10 protein-coding genes and 1 tRNA gene are annotated in these 21,044 nt (G+C 70.9%); 4 read left to right on the top strand and 7 right to left on the bottom strand.

Translation table 11 applies throughout. The features are described 5' to 3' along the window. The first annotated feature begins 17 nt into the window (after positions 1-17). Positions 18-1,598 (top strand): glycoside hydrolase family 13 protein, encoded by a 1,581-nt coding sequence (locus LV79_RS24940; protein ID WP_253840667.1) that lies wholly within the window; start codon positions 18-20, stop codon positions 1,596-1,598. Positions 1,599-2,072: 474 nt separating this feature from the next. Here LV79_RS24940 and LV79_RS24935 read toward each other — a convergent pair whose 3' ends face one another. The 7 genes from LV79_RS24935 to LV79_RS24905 all read right to left on the bottom strand — a co-directional run bounded on the left by LV79_RS24935 (position 2,073) and on the right by LV79_RS24905 (position 17,684). After that, positions 2,073-2,705, bottom strand: a complete 633-nt coding sequence (locus LV79_RS24935) for a DUF8010 domain-containing protein (RefSeq protein WP_253840666.1) — start codon at positions 2,703-2,705, stop codon at positions 2,073-2,075. Further along, a complete protein-coding gene (locus tag LV79_RS24930) occupies positions 2,698-3,129 on the bottom strand; it encodes an acyl-CoA thioesterase (RefSeq protein ID WP_253840665.1) in 432 nt (143 codons plus the stop codon). The genes LV79_RS24935 and LV79_RS24930 overlap by 8 nt, the downstream gene beginning before the upstream one ends. Positions 3,130-3,218: 89 nt before the next feature. Beyond that, positions 3,219-8,192, bottom strand: a complete 4,974-nt coding sequence (locus tag LV79_RS24925) for an NAD-glutamate dehydrogenase (RefSeq protein ID WP_253840664.1) — start codon at positions 8,190-8,192, stop codon at positions 3,219-3,221. 330 nt (positions 8,193-8,522) lie between these two features. Continuing rightward, positions 8,523-13,241 carry a hypothetical protein gene (locus LV79_RS24920; protein ID WP_253840663.1) on the bottom strand — a complete coding sequence of 1,573 codons (4,719 nt, stop codon included), beginning with the start codon at positions 13,239-13,241 and terminating at the stop codon, positions 8,523-8,525. A gap of 15 nt (positions 13,242-13,256) precedes the next feature. After that, a complete protein-coding gene (gene ettA, locus LV79_RS24915; protein ID WP_253840662.1) occupies positions 13,257-14,933 on the bottom strand; it encodes an energy-dependent translational throttle protein EttA in 1,677 nt (558 codons plus the stop codon). A gap of 202 nt (positions 14,934-15,135) precedes the next feature. Beyond that, positions 15,136-15,558: a single-stranded DNA-binding protein gene (locus LV79_RS24910; RefSeq protein ID WP_253840661.1), complete on the bottom strand. Its 423-nt coding sequence runs from the start codon at positions 15,556-15,558 to the stop codon at positions 15,136-15,138. 116 nt (positions 15,559-15,674) lie between these two features. Then, positions 15,675-17,684 carry a bifunctional copper resistance protein CopD/cytochrome c oxidase assembly protein gene (locus LV79_RS24905; protein ID WP_253840660.1) on the bottom strand — a complete coding sequence of 670 codons (2,010 nt, stop codon included), beginning with the start codon at positions 17,682-17,684 and terminating at the stop codon, positions 15,675-15,677. Between the two features lie 105 nt (positions 17,685-17,789). On the opposite strand from LV79_RS24905, the gene LV79_RS24900 reads away from it, so the two are divergent. The 3 genes from LV79_RS24900 to LV79_RS24890 all read left to right on the top strand — a co-directional run bounded on the left by LV79_RS24900 (position 17,790) and on the right by LV79_RS24890 (position 21,039). Continuing rightward, positions 17,790-18,338, top strand: a complete 549-nt coding sequence (locus LV79_RS24900) for a DUF3558 family protein (RefSeq protein WP_253840659.1) — start codon at positions 17,790-17,792, stop codon at positions 18,336-18,338. Positions 18,339-18,472: 134 nt separating this feature from the next. After that, positions 18,473-18,545: transfer RNA gene (locus LV79_RS24895), tRNA-Arg, on the top strand. Between the two features lie 493 nt (positions 18,546-19,038). Then, positions 19,039-21,039: a DUF6541 family protein gene (locus tag LV79_RS24890; RefSeq protein ID WP_253840658.1), complete on the top strand. Its 2,001-nt coding sequence runs from the start codon at positions 19,039-19,041 to the stop codon at positions 21,037-21,039. Positions 21,040-21,044: the final 5 nt, after the last annotated feature.

Raw genomic sequence — 21,044 nt, 5'->3', positions numbered from 1 at the left:
GGGCAGGATGGACAACCGTGCGACGATCCGCCGAGCCAGACCCCTCGGGTGAGCAAGCCCCGCACTGGTGGCAACGGGCGGTGTTCTACCAGGTCTACGTGCGCTCCTTCGCCGACTCCGACGGCGACGGCGTTGGCGACCTGGAGGGCATCCGGTCCCGGCTGGGGTACCTGGAGCTGCTGGGGGTCGACGCGCTGTGGCTGACCCCGTTCTTCCGCTCGCCGATGGCCGACCACGGCTACGACGTGGCGGACCCGCGCGCGGTCGACCCGCTCTTCGGTGACCTGGCGGCGTTCGACCGCCTGGTGACCGACGCGCACGCGCACGGCATCAAGGTCACCATCGACGTGGTCCCCAACCACACCAGCGACCAGCACGCGTGGTTCCAGGAGGCCCTCGCGGCCGCTCCCGGATCGCGCGAGCGGGCGCGGTACCTGTTCCGCGACGGCGACCAGCCGCCGAACAACTGGGTCAGCGTCTTCGGCGGTCCGGCGTGGACGCGGGTGCCGGACGGGCAGTGGTACCTGCACCTGTTCACCCCGCAGCAGCCGGACCTGAACTGGGACAACTCGGAGGTCCGCGCGGACCTGGTCGAGACGCTGCGGTTCTGGCTGGACCGCGGCGTGGACGGGTTCCGCATCGACGTGGCGCACGGGATGGCGAAACCGGCCGGGCTGCCGGACATGCCGGAGTACCTGCGCTCGGTCACCGGCGCGCAGGCGCACGGCGTGGACGACCCCCGGTTCGACAACGACGAGGTGCACGAGGTGCACCGGCTGATCCGCAAGGTCGCCGACGAGTACCCGGACACCATGGCGGTCGGCGAGATCTGGGTGCAGACCGACACCCAGTTCGCCAAGTACGTGCGGCAGGACGAACTGCACCTGGGCTTCAACTTCGCCCTGGTGGACGCCGACTTCGACGCCGACGCCGTCCGCCGCGCGATCGACCTGTCACTGGAGGCGGTGTCCCGCTCGGCCGCGCCCCCGACCTGGACGCTGTCCAACCACGACGTCGTTCGGCACGTGACCCGCTATGGGGGATCTGAGCTTGGGGCACGGCGCGCGCGTGCGATGGCACTGGTGCAGTTAGCGCTACCTGGCGTGGTTTATCTGTACAACGGCGAGGAACTTGGCTTGCCGAACGTGGAACTGCCGGACTGGGCGCTACAGGACCCGCTGTGGGAGCGCTCGGGACACACCGACCGCGGCCGTGACGGTGCCCGGGTTCCCCTGCCGTGGGAGGGGACGGAGCCGCCATTCGCGTTCTCGGAGGGGACGAACACCTGGCTCCCGATCCCGCCCGAGTGGGCCGGGTTGACGGTGGAGCGGCAACTCGAGGACCCCGACTCCATGCTGTCCCTCTACCGGCAGGCCTTAGAACTCCGCAAAACCCACGCGGGCTTCAGCGGCACCGACATCGAGTGGTACGGCGCACCCCCCGGCTGCTTCGCCTACCGCCGCAAGGGCGGCGGCCTCATCTGCGCCCTCAACACCTCCGGCGCCCCCGTCCCCCTCCCCCCAGGCGAGATCCTCCTGTCCTCAGGCCCCATCCCCACCACCGACCTCCCCCCGGAAACCGCCGTCTGGCTCATCTAGCCCACGTCGTTCCACTGTGGACCTCTCTGCATCCACAGTGGAACCGCCAGACCAGGCCGCCCCCTTGCTCACCCGGCTTCGCCCCGCGCGCCACCACACTCGGCGACACCGCCGCGATTACACCGCGCGCCGCCCAACCCCGCCGCGAACCCGGCCCCGCCACACTTTCGAGCGAACCCCCTTGACAGCCCCCGCCGCCCCGCCCCAGCCTGGGCCCGGCCCCCACCCATCCCGGGGGGCGTCCCTGGGCCAGTCTACCGGGGCCCACCGACGGGCGATCTTGAAAAGACCCCCGCACAGATCCACATGTGGATAACTTCTGTCACCCGTAAGCATGAATATCGGGCAGCCCAAGAACAGAGATCGCCAGGTCAGGGCACATCAAGCCCCAACGGGCAGCCGGAAGCGCGCCAAGTCGGCCGAACGAAGATCGATTAGCGGCCCGAAACCACCGAGATCGTCCACAGTGGACAGCTACATCAGCAGCGGCAGGAGCGCGTGGCGGCGGCGGACGACGGCGCCGTAGCGGGCGTCCAGGCGCATCCAGGCGTCGGTGGCGGTGACGCGGATTTGGTCGTCTGCGTCGTCGGTGAGGAAGCCCATGCCGGATAGGGCGAAGAGGCAGCGGAGGGGGACCTTCACCTCTAGGCCGTCACCAGACACAGTCAGCACTGTCTGGTCCAGGAGGGACGCGGGCGGGGTTCCCTGCGGGCCGACGTTGTCCCGGGCGACAGCCAAGCCCTTGTCCGCTAGTTCCGAGACCATTGGCGCGGGGAGGTGGTCGACCATCTGCCAGTGCCGGGTCGGGGGTAGCGCGGAGCGCCAGAGCATGTCGCGGGAGGTGCCTGGGTCCAGGTGGTCGCCGCGGACGACGGCGAGGGAGGCGAGGAGCTCGTTGCCCGAGACCGTCATGTCCGACGGGTCGATGGTGGCGCGGGCGGTGCGGGTGGCCAGGACGTCGAACGGGGTGGCGACCCACGCGTCGACGAGGTCGCCGTCGCGGGCGCGCAGGCGGACGACGGCCTGCTGGTCAAGCCGGACAGCCCTGGCCACGAAGGCGCCCAAGTCGTCGCGGTCGGAGCGGTCGGTGAAGGTCAGGTCAGGCACCGTTGCCCCCGCTGTGCCAAGCGGCGAGGAAGTCCCGCTCGGTGTCGGTGATGCGGCGTGGTTTGCCGCTAGTCAGGTCGTACGGCGCGAGGGTCGTCGACGCCGTTACCGCTACCGGGTCGGACTCGGTCGGTCCGCCGCGCACGGCGTAGTCGAGCACGAAGTACGCGGCCCGGATCTCGCGAACGGACATCTCTATGCGTAAGACGCCGCCGTTGGCGAACAGCGGGGCCTTGTAGTCGACGACCAGCTTGGCGACGACGACGCCGCGGGCGAGGTCATCGGCGCCGCGCAGCGCGGCCTCGTGGAACAAGAGGTCGACACGGGCCTCTTCCAACAACGTCACCGTGTTCGCGTGGTTGACGTGCCCGAACGAGTCCATGTCCGACCAGCGCGGCCGCACCTCGGCGACGAAGACACCCAACGACTGTCCCTCCAAAGCTGCCCGATCCCCTGGGCAACCCTATCTGCCCCCGGTCGCGGACCGATTCGGCCCGCGACCGGGAGACAGGACTAGCGGACCATGCTGCGCACCTGGCGCGCGGCCACCGACAGGGTGGCCAGGTCGAGCCTGCCGGAGGCGTGGATCTCCTCCAGCGCCGACCGCGACCGCGACAGCCGCGAGGCGTTGGCCCGCTCCCAGATGGCGATCTTGTCCTCGGCCGCCTCACCCGGGTCGCTCTGGCGCAGCACGTCGAGGGTGATCGCGCGCAACGACGAGTACAGGTCGTCGCGCAGGGCGAGCCTGGCCAGGGCGTGCCAGCGGTTGCCGCGCTCCAGCGCGCTGACCGACGTCAACATCTGGTCGACGTTGAGGTGGTCGGACAGCGCGTAGTACAGCTGCGCGGTCTCCAGCGGGCTGCGCTCGGACTCCAGCCCGGCGTCCCGCTCCGCCAGCTCCGACACCTCGGTGATGTCGAGCAGGCCGTACTCGTCGAGCAGCCCGGACACCCGCTTGGCCAGCGCCTCCGGCACCCCGGCGGCGACCATCCGCGCGGCGTCGGCGTCGGCCTCCTCGCGGGCCCGGCCGCGCAGCAGGTCGTGCACCTTGGGCGCCAGCTCACCGACGACCCGGTGGAAGCGGCTGATCTCCGCGCCCACCGCCAGCGGCTGCGGCCGGTTCGACAGCAGCCACCGCGACGCGCGGTCGAGCAGCCGCCGCGACTCCAGCACCATGGCGTCGGTGACCTCGGTCGACACGGCGTTGTCCAGCGCGTGGATCTCCGCCCACAGCGACCGCAGGTCGTAGACCCTGGTGGCCACCGCGAACGCGCGCACCGCGTCGGTCGCGCTGGCGCTCATCTCCTCGGCCAGCCGGAACGCGTAGGAGATGCCCGCGCCGTCGACGACCTCGTTGACCAGCAGCGTCGTGGTCACCTGCCTGCGCAGCGGGTGCGCCCCGATGGCCGGGCCGAAGCGCTCCCGCAGCTGGCTGGGGAAGTACTCCGGCAGCCTGCGGGAGAACACGTCCTGGTCGGGCAGGTCGCTGGCGAGCACGTCCTCCTTGAGCGCCAGCTTCACGTGCGCCAGCAGCGTCGCCAGCTCCGGGGAGGTCAGGCCGTCGCCCGCCTTCTCCAGCGCCCGGAACTGCTCGCGCGAGGGCAGCGCCTCCAACCGGCGGTCGAAGCCCTCCTGGTCCTGCTGCAGGTGGTCGACCAACCGGGCGTGCACCGAGAGCATCGGGCCCGCGTGCGCCCGGCTGACGCCGAGCACCGCGTTCTGCGCGTAGTTGTCGCCGAGCACCAGGTCGCCGACCTCGTCGGTCATCTCGGCCAGCACCGCGTCGCGGCTCGCCCGGTCCAGCCCGCCGTCGCGGACCAGGTGGTCGAGCAGGATCTTGATGTTGACCTCGTGGTCGGAGCAGTCCACGCCCGCGCTGTTGTCCAGCGCGTCGGTGTTGACCTTGCCGCCGGAGCGCGCGAACTCGATGCGGCCGCGCTGGGTCAGACCCAGGTTGCCGCCCTCGCCGACGACCTTGACCCGCAGCGCGGCGCCGTCGACCCGGAGCGCGTCGTTGGCCTTGTCGCCGACGTCCGCGTGGTTCTCCGTGCTCGCCTTGACGTAGGTGCCGATGCCGCCGTTCCAGAGCAGGTCGACCTCGGCGAGCAGGATGGCCTTCATCAGCTCCTGCGGGGACAGCTTGCCCGTGTCCTCCGGCAGGCTCAGCGACCGCGCCACCTCCGGGGTGACCGGGATGGCCTTGAGCGTTCGCGGGTAGACACCGCCGCCCTCGCTGATCAACGACCGCTCGTAGTCGTCCCAAGAGGAGCGCGGTAGCTCAAAGAGCCGCTTGCGCTCGTTGAAGCCAACGGCCGGGTTCGGGTTGGGGTCCAAGAAGATGTGCCGGTGGTCGAAGGCGGCCACCAGGCGGATGTGCTCGGACAGCAGCATCCCGTTGCCGAAGACGTCACCGGACATGTCGCCGACCCCGACGACGGTGAACGCCTGCGTCTGGGTGTCGAGGTCCAGCTCGCGGAAGTGCCGCTTCACGGCCTCCCACGCGCCCTTGGCGGTGATGCCCATCGCCTTGTGGTCGTAGCCGACCGAGCCGCCGCTGGCGAACGCGTCGCCGAGCCAGAAGCCCCGGCTGACCGCGACCTCGTTGGCGATGTCGGAGAACGTCGCGGTGCCCTTGTCGGCCGCCACCACCAGGTAGGTGTCGTCGGCGTCGTAGCGCACCACGTCGCGCGCGGGCACGACCTCGCCCGCGTCGAGGTTGTCGGTCAGGTCGAGCAGGCCGGAGATGAACATCCGGTAGCAGGCGATGCCCTCGGTGAGGTTCGCCTCGCGGTCCAGGCTCGCGTCCCCGGTCGCCGCCGGTGGGCGCTTGACCACGAACCCGCCCTTCGCGCCGACCGGCACGATCACCGCGTTCTTCACCGCCTGCGCCTTGACCAAGCCGAGCACCTCGGTGCGGAAGTCCTCCCTGCGGTCCGACCAGCGCAGACCACCGCGCGCCACCGAGCCGAAGCGCAGGTGCACGCCCTCGACCCGGGGCGAGTACACGAAGATCTCGAACCGCGGCCTCGGCTCCGGCAGGTCCGGCACCGCGCGCGGCTCCAGCTTCACCGCCAGGTACGACCGGGGCGCGCCGTCGGCGTCGCGGACGTAGTAGGTGGTGCGCAGGGTCGCCTTGATCACCGTGAGCAGGCTGCGCAGGATCCGGTCCTCGTCGAGGCTGGTGACCCCGTCGATCATCTCCGAGATCTCGGCGACCCGGGTGCCTGCCTGTGCGTGCCTGGAGTCCTCGGACAGCGCGGGGTCGTAGGTCACCTCAAACAGCCGGACCAGCGCGGTAGCGATACCGGTGTGCGCGAGCACCGCGTCCTCGATGTACTCCTGGGAGTACGGAGTGCCCGCCTGGCGCAGGTAACGCGAGTAAGCACGCAGCACCACGGCCTGACGCCAGGTAAGGCCACCGCGCAGGATCAGCGCGTTGAAGCGGTCCGGCTCGGCGTCACCGCGCCAGATCGCCGCGAAGCCCTCCTGGAAGTCGACCTTGAGCCGGTCGAGCTCGTCGGCGTCGCGGCCCTCGAGCACCGCGGGCTCGATCCGCAGGCCGAAGTCGTAGATCCACCACCGGCTGCCGTCCTCGCGGCGCAGCTCGTACGGGCGCTCGTCGACCACCTCGACGCCCATGTTCTGCAGCACCGGCAGCACCTGCGAGAGGGTGATGCCCTCGCCGATCAGGTACAGCTTGAACCGGCGCTCCCCCGGCGCCGCGCCCTGCGGCACGTAGAACGACATCCGCAGGTCGGACTCGTCGGCGAGGCTGCGCAGCCGGTGCAGGTCGGCGAGCGCCTCCGCGGCGGTGAAGTCCTCCTTGTAGGCCTCGGGGAACACGCTGGCGTAGCGCTGACCCTGCTCGGTCGCCGACTCCGGGCCCAGCGGCGAACCGGACTGGGCCTGCTCGCGCTGCTCGGCGAACACGGCCTCGACCAGCCGGTCGTCCCAGCCGCGCACGGCCTCGGTCAACCGCTCCTGGATGCGCTGCACGTCCGGGTCGACGTGGCGGCCGGGATCGGTGTGGACGATGAAGTACACCTGCGCCAGCGGCGTCTCACCGAGGCGGGTGCTGAACTCCAGGTTCGTGCCGCCCAACTCGTCGAGCAGCACCTCCTGCATCGCGATGCGCGAGGTCGTGGTGTAGCGGTCGCGGGGGAGGAAGATCAAGCACGAGAAGAACCGGTTGTACGGGTCGCGGCGCAGGAACAGCCGCAGCCTGCGCCGGTCGGCCAGGGCGAGCACCCCGGTGGCCGTGGCGTAGAGCGCGTCCTCGGTGGTGGAGAACAGCTCGGCGCGCGGCCAGTTCTGGATGACCTCGAGCATCCGCTGCCCGGAGTAGGACTCCAGCGGGAACCCGGCCTGGTGGATGACCTCGCGCACCCGGCGGGCCACCACCGGGATGTCCAGGACGTCCTCGTGCAGCGCGTTGCCGGTGAACACGCCGAGGAAGCGGTGCTCGCCGGTGACCTCGCCGTGCTCGCCGAAGGTCTTCACGCCCACGTAGTACGGGTAGGTCGAGCGGTGCACCGTCGACGGGGCACTGGCCTCGGTGAGCACCAGCAGGCGCGGGGCCAGCGCGTAGGCGACGGAGTCGGGACCGGCGGTGAGGCTGCGCGCGGCGAGGCTGTCCTGGCGCAGGACACCGAGCCCGGAGGCCAGCACGGCGCGCAGGGCGGGCTCACCGTCGTCGGTGACCAGCTCGTTCTGCCGGTAGCCGAGGAAGGTGAAGTGCCCGTCGGCCAGCCAGCGCAGCAGCGCGGCCCCGTCGCGGACCTCCTCCCCGTCCAGCGGCGGCGGCGCGGTCTCCAGCTGCTCGGCGAGGGCGAGCGCGGTGCTCGCCATCTTGGTGGCGTCCTCGACCACCTCGCGCACGTCGTTGAGGACGCTGAGCAGGCCGTTCTCGATCTCCCGGGCCCGGTCGACGTCGGTGATGAAGTCGACCTCGATGTGCATCCAGGACTCGGCGAACGCGTCGGTCGGCGGGGCCGCCGCGTCGCAGGTCGGCAGCACCTCCTTGAGCCCACCGGCGAGATCGCGGCGCACCACCACGATCGGGTGCACCACGCGCTGCACCTGCACGCCGCGGCGGACCAGCTCGGCGCTGACCGACTCCACCAGGTAGGGCATGTCGTCGGTGACGATCTGCACGACGGAGCCGCGAGCGCTCCAACCGTCGGTGGCGGCGGCCGGGTTGAGCATCCGCACCGCGGGCCTGCCCTTGATCCGGGCCTCGCCCAACTGCAGGTGCGAGCGCACCGCCCCGACGAGGTCGACCGGGTCGTCCCCGATGACCTCCTCCGGCGGGATGTAGCGGAAGTACAGGCGAATCAGGTCGGCGATGTCGGGCGCCTGCACGGCGGCCCGCTCGATGAGGTCGTCTCTTGTCTGTTCCGGGCTGGTGCTGACCGGCCGCCTCGCCGACGTCGAGTCGTCAACGCTGACGACTCCATCGGTGCGGGGCGGTGTTCCAGTCGAGGTCATGGTGTTCCTTGGCTCCACGCTTGGCGGCACGCCGCTGTGCCGCATGCATCCCCCACATTAGTGCCGCCCGACCCCGCTTCCGCACGTCGGGACCGACCGCCGCCCAGGCGTGACATGCCGTTTCGCGGGATGGGAACGCCCTGTTCGGACCCCGGTGGCACCCCGTCCACCTGCTGGTGACCCGATGTCGCGGACCAGCCACCACCAGCTCCGGCGATTCCTCGCGTTCGCCCACCTGGTGGGACAGGCATCCCGATCCCTGGGGATGTCGACCTGTCGGTGATCCACCCGTAGCGGTGAGGCCAACGATCACCGGGGTCCTCGGGTGGGTCAGCCGCTCTCGAAGTCGGCGGGGGCCCACTCGGAGGAGCGGTGGCGGCCGTGGGGGTCGTCGTGGGGGGAGGTGCGGTCGGCGCGGCGGGACCGGGAGCGGTCGCCGGGTTCGGCTGCTCGGGCGTCGGCGGCCCAGGCGGGACCGTCGGCGGACGGGGCGGGCCATTCGGACTGGTCGGGCCAGTGCGACTCGGTGGACAGGCGCGACCAGCGGGGCAGCTCGCTGGTGTTGTGCGACTTGGCCGGGTCCGCGCGGGGTTTGCGGAGCTCGGCGGAGTAGTGGACCTGGGTGCCGATGGTCCGGTCGGACTCGGGCAGCGGGCCGGTCGGCTCGTCCAGGTGGGCGGCTGGTGGCGAGTTCGGGGAACCGCCCGGTTCTCCTGGCGGCGCTGCGGCGGGTGGGGAGTCGGCGGTGGGTTGGGTCTGGCCGATGGTGGGGGCCTTGGGCCAGTCGTCGGTCCAGGGAGCGTTGGCGTCGCCGTCGGGGCGGTCGGGCTGGGTGGCCTTGAAGGCGACGAGCGCCTCGGCGAGCAGGTCGGCGAGGCCACTGGGGTTGGTGCGCTCCCGGCGACCGCTCGGGGTCCGCCGACGCCGGGCAGGCAGGTCCGGCGGGTCGAGGTCGACGAGTTCGGGCTGGTCGGCGTCGTCCGGGGCGGGCCGGTCGTCCTCGTCCTTGGCCGGTTCGGTGGCCGCGGCGGTGGTCCGGGGTAAGCCCCGCAGCCGAGCAGCGAAGTCGATGGCCCGCCGCTCATTCGCCGACGCGGCGGGCTCCACGGTCACCTGGCCAGCAGCCCGGACACCGCTCTCCTGCCCGACCTTGCGTGGCACCACCACCTGGCTCGGCGGCGGATCAACCTCGGGCGCCGTCGGCTCGGGCGCGGCGGGCGGAATCTCATCCGGCGTGCCGGGGTCGGGGATCTCCGGGGTGGCCGGTGGCTGGGGAACCTGCTCAGGCTCGTTCGGCTCGGTCCCGGGGACGGAGGCATGCGCCCACCGCGGATCACTGGCATCAGGCTCCAACGACCGCGGCAACATCGGCGGCACAGGCAAACCGGTGCCAGCAGGGATCTTCGGGGCAGTCGAAGACTGAGCAACCTGCTCCGACCTCTTCGACTCCGCCACGGGAACCGACGCCTGCGCCCACCGCGGATCACTGGCGTCAGGCTCCAGCGACTGGGGCAGCATCGGCGGCACAGGCAGATCCACGCGGTCGGGGCTGGGGATCTCCGTCGCCGCCGATGGCTGTGCTGCCTGCTCTGGCTTCTTCGCCTCGGTCCCGGGGACCGACGCGTGCGCCCACCGCGGATCGTCGGCGTCGGGCTCCAGCGACTGCGGCAACATCGGCGGCACGGGCAAACCGGTGCCGACAGGGGGCTTCGGGGCGGTCGGTGGCTGGGAAGCCTGCTTGGGCTCGGTCCCGTGCGCCCGCTTCGGGTCGCTGGCGGGGGGCGCCGAGGATTGCGGCGGCGTGGGCAGGTCGGTGCCGACCAGCGCGTTGGGGTCGTAGTAGTCGTCGTCGCCGTCCGGTGCTCGGCGACGGCCGCCGCCCTCGGCGGTGACCCCGAACCGGCTCAGCACGGACTTGACGCCCGCCTGCTCGTCCACAGTGGACTCTTGGGGTTCGTCCGCCTTGGCCCGGCGCGCGGCGCGTCGTCCCATCGAGCCGGTGTTGGCCTGGGTCGTGGGTTCCTCGGCGCCGGTGGTCCGCACGGTCTCGACGGACCACCGCCCCTCGGTCTGCTCGGCCTCACCGGTGGCGTCAGCGGCGGTGTGGTGGCTGGTCGGAGCGGGGATCGTCGGGTTGTCGTCGGCCAGTGAGATGTCGGGGATGGTCGGCGAGTCGTCCGCGCGCTGGGCGATCAGACCCGAGTCGTGCCGCGCCGGGTCGACGCGGCGGACCGCGCCGGAGAGCCGCCGGGCGGGCTTGTCACTGAGCGGGACGGTCTTGGCCGTGGTCGGCGACCGGCGGAACCGGTCGGTGCGGCGCAGCACGGCGGGCGCCGGGCTGGCCGGTTCCGGCACCGTCAACGCGCTCCGGGCCGCCAGCAGCAGCGCCTCGATGCCGTCGTGCGGGCCGTCCACCGTGCCGGGCAACGCCGCGACACCGGTGCTGATCGTGAGTTCCTGGCCCTGGTCGTCGATCAACCACTGCGCGTCCGGCGCGGTCTGCCGGATCGCGTCCGCCAGCGCCTCCGCCTCGGCGAGCGTGGTGGACGGCAGCAGCACCGCGAACTCCCCGCGATCCGACCGCAACAACTCGGCGTCGGACGGGGCCAGGTCCCGGACGTGGATCGCCAAGGCGTTGAGCGTGACCTCGCCCCCGACGGGCAGCGGCAGTTCCTCCGGCTCGACCGGCTCCGCGACCCCCTTGGGCGACACCCGGACCAGCGTCACGGCGAACATCTCCACCGCGGCGGCCTCGTGCCGGGTCGGCGTCGTCGTCACCCGCTTGACCCGCCGCGCCGAGACCCCGCGCAACAGCCCGTCCTTCGGCGCCTCGTCGGCCACCGTTGGCGAACCCCCACCGGCACCCCGATGAGCCCCCGCCGCGCCCGCATCAGCCTTGAGCGGACCGGCCACTTCCGAGGCAGCCGCATCAGCCTTTGTCCCGACGGCAGGCGAAATGCCTTCCCCGCCGGACGTACCAGCCTTGCGCTGGACGACGCCGTGCTCCATCACCTGCTCGGCCACGCTGTGCTCGACCGGGCCGCCCCCGCTGGCCCGCGCATCGCTGTGCTGGGCCGCACCGCTCTCAGCAGCCCCACCAGGTCGTCGACCAGCAGTTGCAGTGCGGTTGTCGGCACTAGATCCGCCATCGGTGTTAGACCCACCAGCACTGTGCTGACCAACGCTGTGCTGAGCCGAGCCCGGCGCGGTCGCACCACGACCGGCCACACCCCGCGCACCCGCGTCACGCCCAGCCGCGCCCGCACGCCGAGCCGTGTCTCCTCGGCCACCGACGTTCGCACGCCCAGCAGCGTCCCCACCGCCAGGCGCGATCCCGCTATCAGTCGCGCCGCCACTGCCAGCCACATCCACGCGCCTGGTCGCACCGCGCCCAGTCGCACCTCCACGATCAGCAGCGGCCCCAGGATCAGCCGAACGGCCCGCGTCCGCCCGACCAGCGCCTGCCCGATCCGCGCCTACTGGGTCCGCGTCCGCCTGGTCAGCGTCGTCGCGATCGGCGGCGCTGTGCCGGGTCTGCCCAGCCCGGGACTCCCCCGGCGCCGCACTCCCCTGCGATGCCAACTCGCGCAACGAGGCCCGACGCCGCGACCCACCAGCCGAAGCGCCCTCACCGGCCCCGTGCTTGGCCCCGTCACGCCGCGACCGAGTCCCCTCCCGCGCGGCCGGATCAGTAGAACGGCTCCGGTCGTAGGTCTCCGCCTGCCTGGCGTCCGCACCGGCTACCGGTGCCGACACGTCGGACGCCTGCTTCCCGTGCGACGCCAACTCGCGAACCGACGCGCCTCGACGCGGAGTCTCCGGTGATGCCGCGTCCGGCGCGTCACGCGCAGCCGCACGCCTGGTCGCCGAAGTCGCCTTGCGGGCGGTCCGCTCCCCCGAACTCGTTTCCGCCGCCTCGGTCTTGCCTTCCACGGCAACCGCGGGTCGGACCGTCGCGCGCAGCAGCGAGACCACGCTCTCCGGGTTGACCGCCGTGCCCACCTCAGCGACGAGCAGGCCACGAGCCGTCGACGCTGCCCGCAGGTACCGGTACTCAGCGGCCCGCGCCGATCGCAGCGCGTGCAGTGCCTCGCTCGGGTGCCCGGCCTCCTCTTCCGCGTGCGCGAGGAAGGTCCACGCGTCCGCGACCAAGGAGTCCAGCCGGTGTCGATCGGCGATGCGGACCACGTCGAGCAACATGGCGTGACCGAGTTCGGCCCGACCCGAGGGCAGGTGCACCCGGCTCGCCATGGCCAGCCGGAGCCTGCCGAGCGCCAACGCCGAGGTCGCGCGTACCGGCTCACCGAGCACTGTCGCGGCCACCAGGGACGCCTCGTCGATGTCGCCGTCGTCGAGCAACGCGCAGACCATCTCCAGGACGAGCCTGGCCTTGGCCAGACCGGCCTCGACGCCCGCCCCGGTGATCCGGTTGAGCAGCGCGAGACCCTCGCGGGCGACCTCGGTCGCGGCCTCGGTGTCACCGTGGCGACGGTGGTAGGAGGCGGCCCGGACGCAGAGCAGGGCGCGTTCGAGCTTGCGCGCGTCCTGGCTCAGCGACTCGTCGGCGGCCAGTAACCGGTCGGCCTCGGCGAGCGCGTCCTCCAGGTCGTCGCGCCGCCCGACGTGCCCGGCGCAGGCGACGAACTGGCCCAGCGCCAACGCCCTGGTCGCCGGTGCCGCCGCCGAGGCGCGCAGCACCGGCCGCAGCAGTTCGCTGCCGACCAACGGCTCACCGAGCACGCGCGCGCACGCGGCGAGCGCCACCCGGACGGCGGCGGCCCGTTCGACCAAGCCGCCGCCGGTGACCGCGCGCAACGCGGCGAGCGCGGGCTCGACCGCCTCGGCGTGCCTGCCCAGCCGGACCAGGCTGGTGCCCAGCAGCACCTGCGCCCTCGTCGTCGTGGCGGCGTCCGCCGCGCCGGAGCGCAACGAACGGTCGGCGAACTGGACCGCCAGTTCCGGCGCGCTCCACCGCAGCCGGTCGGCCGCGGCCACGAGTGCCGCGCACTCGGCCGTGCCCGCCGCGGGTAACTCGTTCCAGGCCGCCACGTCGCCGTTCCCCGTCTAGTCCCGGGTGAGCTTGCGGTAGGTCACCCGGTGCGGGCGCGCGGCGTCGGCACCGAGCCGCTCGACCTTGTTGCGCTCGTAGCCCTCGAAGTTGCCCTCGAACCAGAACCACTTCGACGGCTGCTCCGCGGTGCCCTCCCACGCCAGGATGTGCGTGCAGGTGCGGTCCAGGAACCACCGGTCGTGGGAGATGACCACCGCGCAGCCGGGGAACTGCTCGAGGGCGTTCTCCAGCGACCCGAGGGTCTCGACGTCCAGGTCGTTGGTCGGCTCGTCGAGCAGGATCAGGTTCCCGCCCTGCTTGAGGGTCAACGCCAGGTTCAGCCGGTTGCGCTCACCACCGGAGAGCACGCCCGCGGGCTTCTGCTGGTCGGGGCCCTTGAAGCCGAACGCGCTCACGTAGGCCCGCGAGGGCATCTCGACCTGGCCGACCTGGATGTAGTCGAGCCCGCCGGAGACGGTCTGGAACACCGTCTTGGCCGGGTCGATGTTCTCCCGGCCCTGGTCGACGTAGGACAGCCGGACCGTCTCGCCGATCTTGACCAGGCCGTCGTCCGGCTTCTCCAGGCCGACGATGGTCTTGAACAGCGTGGTCTTGCCGACGCCGTTGGGGCCGATCACGCCGATGATGCCGTTGCGCGGCAGGTCGAAGCTCAGGCCGTCGATGAGCACCCGGTCGCCGAAGCCCTTGCGCAGCTTGTCGACCGCCACGACCACGTTGCCCAGGCGCGGGCCCGGCGGGATCTGGATCTCCTCGAAGTCGAGCTTGCGGGTCTTCTCGGCCTCCGCGGCCATCTCCTCGTAGCGGTCGAGGCGGGCCCGGGACTTGGTCTGCCTGGCCTTGGCGTTGGACCGGACCCAGGCGAGCTCGTCCTTGAGCCGCTTCTGCAGCTTCTGGTCCTTCTTGCCCTGGACCGCGAGCCGCTCGGCCTTCTTCTCCAGGTAGGTGGAGTAGTTGCCCTCGTAGGGGTAGGTGCGGCCGCGGTCGATCTCCAGGATCCACTCGGCGAGGTTGTCCAGGAAGTACCGGTCGTGGGTGACGGCCAGGACGGCGCCCGCGTACTGCGCGAGGTGCTGTTCGAGCCACAGCACGCTCTCGGCGTCCAGGTGGTTGGTGGGTTCGTCGAGCAGCAGCAGGTCGGGCTTGGACAGCAGCAGCTTGCACAGCGCGACCCGGCGGCGCTCACCACCGGAGAGCACCGTGACGTCGGCGTCCGGCGGCGGGCAGCGCAGCGCGTCCATCGCCTGCTCGAGCTGGGAGTCCAGGTCCCAGGCGTCGGCGTGGTCCAGCTCCTCCTGGAGCTTGCCCATCTCCTCCATCAGCTCGTCGGAGTAGTCGGTGGCCATCAGCTCGGCGATCTCGTTGAACCGGTCGAGCTTGAGCTTGATCTCACCGAAGGCCTCCTGGACGTTGCCCAGGACGGTCTTCTCCTCGTTGAGCGGGGGTTCCTGCTGCAGGATGCCGACGGAGTACCCGGGGGAGATGAACGCCTCCCCGTTGTTGGGCTGGTCGAGGCCCGCCATGATCTTGAGCACGCTTGACTTGCCCGCGCCGTTGGGACCGACCACCCCGATCTTCGCCCCGGGGAGGAACTGGAGGGTCACGTCATCAAGGATGACCTTGTCCCCGTGCGCCTTGCGCACCTTCTTCATGGTGTAGATGAACTCGGCCATGCTCGCGATCGTAGAGGCGTCGGCCCGGGCGCTTGAGCGCGACCGGGGGGACGGGGCACCCCGAGGGGCGCGACGTCGGTGGTCAGTGGTCTCGGAGAGCGTGGGTGAGCCCACCCTCGTCCGTGCTCCCGGGGTCGGGCACCGTCGGTTTTCGTCCCGGTCGCGCGGGAGAGGTGCCCTGGTCGTGGCCACGGCAAACACCTCAGGCCGCCATCGCGGCGGGCTCGGGCCGCTCGACCTGGGTGAGCGGGTCGTCGGGGCCCGACCACGCCGGGTGCTCGATGGTGATGTCCTGGAAGGTCAGGTCGGCGCCGATGGCGCGGGCGTCGACCTTGGCCTCGAAGCGCTGTGCGTCGCCGTCGTCGTACTGGCGCAGCGAGAGCCTGCCGAGGACGATCACCCGCGCTCCCCTGCGCAGCGTCCTGCGGACGGTCTCGCCGAGGCCGCTCCAGCAGTTGACGGTGAAGTACATGGGGTTGGCGTTGCCCCAGGTGCGTTGCTCGGGGTCGTACCGGCGTTCTTTGGTGTAGAGCCGGAACCGCACCAGGTCCTTGTCGTCGCCGTAGCGGCGGTGGGTGACCTCGCCCGCCACCTGCCCGACCAACGTGATCATGGTCTCGTTCATCTCGCCCTCCTGGGTCGTGTCCTGCTGACAGGTCCAGGGTGGGCGGCGGCGGGGCGGCCGTCGAGGAGTGCGGTTGGGCTGTGGATGGCTCGCGGGGTTGTGGACAACCCGGTCGGTCAGGTCGGGTTCTTTCCGTCGGCGAGCTCGCGGAGCATGGCGTTGTAGGCGTCGAGGTCGTCGGAGGTGCCCTCGTCGACCCGCCGGTCGGAGCGGCGGGCCTCCCGGTCGTCGGCGCGCGACCACTGCACGAGCAGGGCGATGAGCACGACCAGCAGCGGGATCTCCCCGGACGCCCAGGCGATGCCGCCGCCGAGGCGCTGGTCGGCGAGCAGGTCGGTGTTCCACGGCAGGCCGAGGCCCTGGTAGAAGCGTTCGCCGATCACCGTCTGCGTGCTCATCAGGATCACCCCGAAGAACGCGTGGAACGGCATGGAGGCGAAGACCAGACCCAACTTGCCGAGGTGGGGCAACTGGCGCGGCGCGGGATCAACTCCTATCACCGGCCAGTAGAAGATGTAGCCGACGATCAGGAAGTGCGCATTCATGACCAGGTGCGCCCAGTGCTCCTCTAGCGCCGAGTCGAACAGGCCGGTCAGGTAGAGCCCATAGAAGGACCCGACGAACAGCACCAGCGCGACGATCGGGTGGGTCAGGAACCGGGACACCGGCGAGTGCACGAAGGCCAGCAACCACTCCCGCGCTCCGGGCACGCCTTCTTTACCCGCGCGCGGTAGAGCCCTCAGTGCCAGAGTCATCGGTGCGCCGAGAACGAGCAGGACCGGCGCCAGCATGGACAGCATCATGTGCGCTTCCATGTGGATGCTGAACATGGCGGGCGAGTACTTGCCGAAGCCGGACGAGGTCGCGAAGAGGACGACGAGGCAGCCCGCGAGCCACGCCACCAGCCTACCCACGGGCCACGCGATGCCTTTCGCGCGCAGCCGCAGGAACCAGCGCACGTAACCCACGGCGAGCGCGATGGCGAGGGTCCCGAAGACGAGGTCGAACCGCCACGCGAACAACAGGTTCCCCAGCGACGGCGCTTCGCTGAGGGGGTAGCCCAGCGCGAGCTCGACGCGTCCGGGTTCGGCGGCGCCGGTCTCCGGCGGTGGGGTCCTGGCCAGCGCGGCGGCGATACCGATCGTCAACAACATGATCAGCACTTCGACCGCGGCGAGCCGGGCGAGTGCGCTACCGCTGCCGGTCTCCACTACCGCGCGCACTCCGCGTTCCCGCTGCAGGTAGCCGAAGAGGCCGAGGATCAGTAGGGCGACAGTCTTGGCTAGGACGAGTCCGCCGTACCAAGAGGTGAAGAGGTCCGACAGCGGCAGGCGTACCAGCGCGTTGACCACACCTGAGATCGCCATGACGATCCAGCAGGCCAGGGCGACTCGCGAGAACCGGGTCGCGGCCAATCCGAGGTGCTCGGTGCGACGACGACCGTGCGCAAGCAGCGCGACAAGCCCTCCGACCCACAACGCGGCGGCGACAAGGTGGAACAAGAGGCTGTTGGTCGCCATGTCGTGCTGACCGCCGCTAGAGGAGTGCCCTGTGACCGCGACCGGCACGATGCCGACGACCGCGATCACGAACAGCGCCGCCGTCCAGTTCCAGGTGAGCACGAACCGGGTCGCGACAAGCACTACGAGCGCGATAGCCGCGGTGAGCAACCACGCCTGCGCTTGGGAGAGAGAGCCAACGAGCGTGAACAGCACATCGCCGCGCAGCACGGTCGTGATAGATCGGCCAACAGCGTCGGCGGCGGTGAACGGCGCGGAGAGCAGCGCGCCGATGAACCACACGACAGCGCCCCAGGTAGCCATGCGCATGGCGGCGTAGCCACCGACGTCGAGCACCCCCGAGCGCTGCGGGGGCACGAGGAAGGCCGCGAACAGCAGGCTGCCGACGGTGATGACACAACCGACCTCGGTCAGGACCCGCACCACGGTCAACGCGTGCTCGGTGAACGCGTCCGGCGTCGGTAGCCCCTGCAGGACATACCGGTCGCTACCGGACGCGGCGACGAGCGCCGCACCTACGAGGGCGGCCAGCAGCCCCCCGACCACGAGCAACGGGGCTAGGCCCGATCCCGGTCGACGGGTCTCGGTGGAGCTATCAGGGGACACGGGTCGAGCGTAGTAGCCGGGTCCGGAGGCGCCGAGAAGCGCTGATTCACAACCCGCCGTGCTTGGGTAATCACACACAGGCGGCCAGGCATTACCGTAGGCGGCGTGAGGCGGACTCTTGTCGCTGTCGTCGGCATCGGGCTGCTGGCGGCGTGCGGCGCACCGGTGGCGGGCCGCCCCGTTCCCGCCGCGGGCTTCGGCCCGGTCACGACACCGCACACCCCAGTGAGCGTTCCGTCACCGTTATCCCTCGACGGCGTGAACCTGTGCGGGCTACTCACCGCCGACGACCTCACCGAGGCAGGCGGCCTCATCGGTACCCCGAGAACCCGCACGGAGACGTTCCCCGAGTCCTGCGGCTTCCCGCTCGGCAACGGCGCCACCAGTGACCTCGCCCTGGTCGCCCTGCACAAGCCCCTCGCCCAGGTCCGCCGCGACCAACCGGGCGGCCACGCCGAGTCCACCCTCGGCTACCCGACGTGGCTGCACTGTACGGTCACAGAGGGCTACCGCACCTGCACCGCGACCGTCGAGGTCCGCCCAGACCGATCCCTGCTGGTCGCGGTGGACAAGCGGGACGTGTCCGAGGCCGCCCTGGTGCGTATCCTGCAACCGCTCACTGAACGCGCGGTAACCAGACTCCCGCGCGCTTAGCGCAACGGCCCTCCCCCGAACGGACGCATCCGAGCGTCGTTCGTCACCCGATCAGTTCCAAGCGGAAACGGTGAGCCGTCCTCGGACGATCAGTCCCGTGAGCGGACTACTGTGCGGCCTCGGCCGCACGCCCAGCCCCCGTAGCTCAGCGGATAGAGCAGGAGCCTTCTAAGCTCTTGGTCGCAGGTTCGAGTCCTGCCGGGGGCACGAGCTCCGGCGACCCCTGTTCGCGGAATGCGCGAACAGGGTCGCTCGTCATCTTCTCTGGGGTGCAACCCCAGACCCGCCCGGAGGGCTTCGCCCCCGGACCCCCCGCTGTGGGTCGCCTGTGTTGGTGGAGGGCACGAACCTGGTTGGTCGTCATTTCTCAGGGATGCGACCACAGGCTGGCCCGGAGGGCTTCGCCCCCGGGACCCCCGCTGTGGGTCACCCGTGTTCGCTGAGAGCGCGAACCTGGTTGGTCGTCATTCTTCAGGCCTGTGTGGGGAGCTTCGCTCTGGGGCAATTCGTCGGGGGGCGGCCCTCAAGGCTCTGATTGCTTCGCGGGTTGGGTTGGGGCGGATTGGGGGTGGGGTTGCGGTGGGTGGGGTTGGTGTTGCCGGGGGTGATGGGGGTGGGGCGGTGTAGCCTCGGGGCGGCTTGAGAGTTGATGCTCGGGGGCACGAGCGCTTTCCGAGGACACCACCTGTGGAGTTCTGAGTTGATCCCGACCGGCGAGATGGCGTTGTTGCTTTTGACCACCGTCGCGGTCGCGGGGGGGCCGGGGCTGGTGGTGGGGTATGCCTCGGGGCTGCGGGGATGGGTGCTGGTGGGGACGGCGCCCGTGGTGACCTTCGGGGTGGTGGGGGTCGCGGCGCCGGTGTTGCCGCGGTTGGGGATCTCGTGGAACGTCGTGGCGTTGCTCGGGGTGTCTGCCGTGTTGGCGTTGGTGGGCTTCGGGATCAGCAGGCTCACGCGGCGGTGGGATGGGCGTTGGGCCGAAGAGGAACCGGTGCGCGCGCCCTGGAGCCGAACGCACCACTTGGCCGTGGGCGGCAGTGTGCTGCTGGGGGCCGGGATCGGACTGTTCGCCTCTTACCGTGCCTCGCGCGGGTTCTCGGCGGTTCCGCAGTGGTTTGACGCGGCGTACCACGCCAACGCGATCCGGTTCATCTCCGACACCGGGAACTCGGCGCCGTCGGCGTTGAAGGTGCTGGCCGACCCGGACGTCGCCACTTACTTCTACCCGAACGCTTTCCACTCGCTGGTCGCCGTCGTGCGGCAGATCGGCGGGTTCGACGTGGTGGCCTCGCTGGACATGGCCAACGGGGCCGTGATCGCGGTGTTCGTGCTGAGCATGGCGACGCTGGTGAAGGTCTGCACCAACAGCCCGGCGTTGACCGCGGTGACGGCGATCCTGTCCGCGACCGTCACCACCTTCCCGTACGACATCCAGGTGTGGGGCCCGCTGTTCCCGCTCGCCGCCGGGATCGCGCTGGTGCCCGCGTTCGTCGCGCTGCTGCACTACACGCTGACCAAGCGCACGCCCGGGCTGGCGTTGGCGACCGGGCTCGCGGGGATCGGGTTGCTCGCGATCCACTCCAGCGTCGCCGTGGCCGCCATCCTGCTCAGCGGCGTGTTGTTGGTGCAGCGCTGGATCACGAACCGGCGGCGGATCCTGCCCGACCTGGCCGCAGGCGCTGTGGTCGCCGTGCTCGCGATCGTCATCGGATTCGGTCAGGTGTCGGCATTCCTGGGCATCCAGGTCTCCGGTGACGACGTCGCGTGGCCGCCGACGGCGTTGCCCGCGGATGGTTTCGGCAGGCTCTTGGGCGCCTCGCGTGCGGTCGGCTACCCGGCCTGGGCGGCCCCTTACAGCGCCACCTTCCCCGCGTGGTGGTTCACCGCGGCGTTGGTCGTGGGCCTGATCGGGGTGCGCAAGGCGAAGTTCCGGCCGCTGTACTGGTGGCTGCTGGGCGGGTTGGCGTTCACCATCCTCTACATCGGGGTGGCCGGGTACTCGACGCCGCTGGTGCGGGCGCTGAGCAGGCCGTGGTGGAACGACCCGTGGCGCATCGCGGCGTTGAGCACGCCGGGGCTGATCGTGCTGGCCGCCATCGGTGTCATCACCTTCCGGGATGGCCTCGTGACGCTGTACAAGAAGGTCACGGCTAAGAGGGAGACCAGCGAACGCCAGCGCGTTCTCCTCCCGGTCATCGCCCTCGGTGTGGTCGTGGTCCTCTTCGGCGCCCTGACGCGTGGCTTCTACTTGCCGCGTAACACCGACCGGCTGCGGTGGCTCTACCTCGACGGGCCGGTCGTATCGCACACCAAGATGGAAGCGATGGACTGGCTGGAGAAGAACGTCCCGCCCGGCACCATCGTGGCCAACGACCCGCACGACGGTTCGCCGTGGATGTGGGCGATCGACGGCGTGCAGCCGCTGTTCAAGGTGTCGGTGATCGGGCCGATCCCGCCGCGCAAGGACGGCAGCAACGACGCCTCGATCATCCTGAACCGGCTCAACGACCTGGACACCGACAGCTCGGTGCGCCGCGCGGTGCAGAACCTGAAGATCAGCTACGTCTTCGTCAGCCGGGGCTCGGTCAAGGCGGACCCGATGGCCCCGGTCGCCATCGGCCTGCAGGACCTCGACGAGGTCAGCGGGCTGCGCGAGGTCTACCGCAACACCGACTCGACGATCTACCAGGTCGTCAAGTAGCGGCG

Origin of the sequence: Actinokineospora globicatena (assembly GCF_024171945.1) — a bacterium.
Taxonomy (GTDB): Bacteria; Actinomycetota; Actinomycetes; order Mycobacteriales; family Pseudonocardiaceae; genus Actinokineospora; species Actinokineospora globicatena.
This window is presented reverse-complemented; position numbering and strand designations above follow the sequence as displayed.

Excerpts from the sequence above, each read along its gene's own strand:
- LV79_RS24925 (WP_253840664.1), bottom strand. The coding sequence starts at position 8,192 with ATGACCTCGACTGGAACACCGCCCCGCACCGATGGAGTCGTCAGCGTT.
- LV79_RS24910 (WP_253840661.1), bottom strand. The coding sequence starts at position 15,558 with ATGAACGAGACCATGATCACGTTGGTCGGGCAGGTGGCGGGCGAGGTC.
- ettA (WP_253840662.1), bottom strand. The coding sequence starts at position 14,933 with ATGGCCGAGTTCATCTACACCATGAAGAAGGTGCGCAAGGCGCACGGG.